Below are 2,668 nucleotides of genomic sequence, written 5' to 3'. Positions count from 1 at the left end.
TTCATTGAGTTGCTCTTGAGTTATCTCAAGCTCTTCAAGGTTTTGTCTGAGTGTATGCTCTAAATGATCAAGGTCGGCATTATCATTACCTTCAGAACTTCCAGCTACACCAAATTGAGTGACAAGCTGTATTATTTTATAAGTTTCACCACTCTTGTTACTAATAGGTGTAAATGTACAGTTCAGGTTGATATCCGCTCCATCATTTTTTTCGAAATTAAAATTACCGGAAAGTGAATTTCCTGTCGATAGCTCGGTCCAAATATTACGCTCATCTTTGTATATAGAGGTAAAAGCGTTGCCTTGTAACTCTCCCGGAGAATAGCCCATAGCTTTTTCAAATACACTATTGGTGTTGGTGATGTTTCCTTCTATATCGTACTCGATAGTTCCTAGCGAGTTGTTTATAGCCGTAAGTTGAGCAGTTATTTCTATCTCTTTTCTAGCCATTTCTTCCTGAGTGGCAGACAGCTCCTCCATATTTTGCCTCATCTCCTCTTCCTGAGCCTGCATTTGCTCGGTTAGTTCCTGAGATTCTTCAAGAAGTCTTTTGGTTTGCTGGTTATTTCTTACGGTGGCAATAGTTGAAGCTATACTTTCGCCAAGTTTCTCTACAAATTCAATTTCATAGTCCTGGTATTCCTGGAAAGAAGCTAGCTCCAGTATGCCAAAAATATCTTCATTTACTTGTAAAGGCACAATTAAGATAGACTTTGGATTTGCTCCCCCTAAACCTGAAGTAATATTGATGTAGTCATTGGGTACTTCAAGTAGGTAAGTTGTCTTTCTTTCTAAAAATGTTTGCCCTACAAGGCCTTCTCCTAATCTGTAGCTGCGCTGGTCATATTTTTTGGTATTGAAGGCGTATAGCGAGACAAGCTCAAGATGCTTATTGATTTCATCTTCTTCGTTTAGAAGGTATAATCCCCCTTGATTAGAGTGTGTGTAGTCTACTAAGCTGGAGATGATCTTATCACATAGCTCTGTTACGTTATCGTTGGTCGACCGAAGGATGTCTACAAATTTTGTAAGACCCTCTGCAGACCATTTTCTTACCTTTTCCTCTTCTTCAACTTGTTTCATCTGAGCTCTCATGTTGAGAAGAGCGCCCTCTAAGCTGTTGGCATTTACATTTTCCTGATCTATGCCTTTAAATTCTTTGTCGATATTGCCATTGCCCACTTCTTTTACAAAGTCAGTCGCATTTCGAAGGTTCGTGGCTAGCTTATTTATTTTTTGTGCTATGAGGCTTATTTCGTTTTTCCATTCAAAATCTACGGAAGTATCAAAATGCCCCTGGCTAAGTTTCTCTGTCACGTCATTTAACTTGCCGACCGGTTGCAACACAGCTTTTTTGATAGCAAATAATACCAACCCGATGATGATCAGGTTTATGATGACAACAGCCAGCACTCCATAGTCGAATATAGACTCTGCGTTTTCTTGCTTTTGCTCAAGGCTTTGAATTACACTTTGGGTGCGATCTGAAAAATCTGATAAATTGTCTTCAACAAAGCTTTTTGCTTTAACAACTCTCGGATTATCTATGCTAATAATTTTACTTACAATTTCAGTTCTCGTGGTGTTGAGCGAGTCATTATTCGGTATTTCAACGACTTGTTGTACCGCTGTGTCTAATTTGTATGCTTCAAACCTGAGAATGTCAATATTAGTGTAAACAGAATCCCAAATAACAATAGCATTTGTCAGTAGCTCTTCTGCTTTTCCAGATACTGGCTCTGCATATTCATCATAGCCTTTCGGAATTCCCCCATCAGAAAGTGTATTAAGGCGATTATTTATTGAAGTAGCTCTCTGATGTAGTTCTTTCTTTGCCTGCTCATCTGTAGCATTTACTTTTTCCAGAGCTCCCGTAAAAGTCTTTATTTGTGTAGGAAGGTGCTGAGCTATTTCAACTTTAAAACGAGAGGCCTCAATACCAGACTTAAGTTTGTGAATAACGATAAAGTTAATAACAGCTAAAACCAGGAACATGCTAAACAGGATAATGAGCTGCTTTTTTATCGTAAGTTCTCTGAAGTCAAACTTCATGCGTTGAGTAGATTTTGTGGGATTTGTCTAATTTACAATTTCTTCAATAAAACAAAACTAGCCTTTAATTATAAACTACTAGCGTCAAAACTAAAAGGTAGCAAAATTTTACAAGATTGAGTTTTTATCCAGGAGTTTTTACCCGATCTCATGATAAATTCGATAGGTTGGTCTTGCTTATTTTCACTTTCCAGCATCACTTGTCTACAACTTCCGCAAGGTGTTACGGGTAGAAATTCAGATTCTTCGGCTCTTTTAGCAGCGACAGCTATTTGTAAAATCTTCTCATTGGGGTAATTAGAGCCAACATGAAATAAAGCTACTCGCTCTGCACAAAGTCCGGAAGGGTAAGCGGCATTTTCCTGATTGGATCCACGAACGATTTTTCCGCTGCCAAGTCGTACTGCAACTCCTACCTGAAAATTTGAATACGGTGAATAAGAACTTTTACATGCATCACGCGCATGTTGGAGTAATTCTATATCCTCCTGAGGAAGTTCCTTTTCACTTTGGTACTCTGTATAAGATTCGTTTTTTAAAGTCTTGGTGAGCATACTATATTAATTAGCTTCGCAATATAACACCTATGTGTGAAGCTAAAAATTTTTTAGTCTTA

Annotated in this window: 2 protein-coding genes; both read right to left on the bottom strand. The window is 38.1% G+C overall.

Annotation, left to right across the window (positions count from 1 at the left end):
* The coding region (locus tag E1176_RS02625) for a GAF domain-containing protein (RefSeq protein WP_155209026.1) at positions 1-2,052 on the bottom strand (2,052 nt) is incomplete at its 3' end.
* Positions 2,053-2,120: 68 nt separating this feature from the next.
* Positions 2,121-2,606, bottom strand: coding sequence for a cytidine deaminase (gene cdd / locus E1176_RS02620; RefSeq protein ID WP_155209025.1), 486 nt, complete (start codon positions 2,604-2,606; stop codon positions 2,121-2,123).
* Positions 2,607-2,668: the final 62 nt, after the last annotated feature.

The sequence above is a fragment of the Fulvivirga aurantia genome, from assembly GCF_009711475.1.
GTDB classification, from domain to species: domain Bacteria; phylum Bacteroidota; class Bacteroidia; order Cytophagales; family Cyclobacteriaceae; genus Fulvivirga; species Fulvivirga aurantia.
This window is presented reverse-complemented; position numbering and strand designations above follow the sequence as displayed.

Excerpts from the sequence above, each read along its gene's own strand:
- cdd (WP_155209025.1), bottom strand. The coding sequence starts at position 2,606 with ATGCTCACCAAGACTTTAAAAAACGAATCTTATACAGAGTACCAAAGT.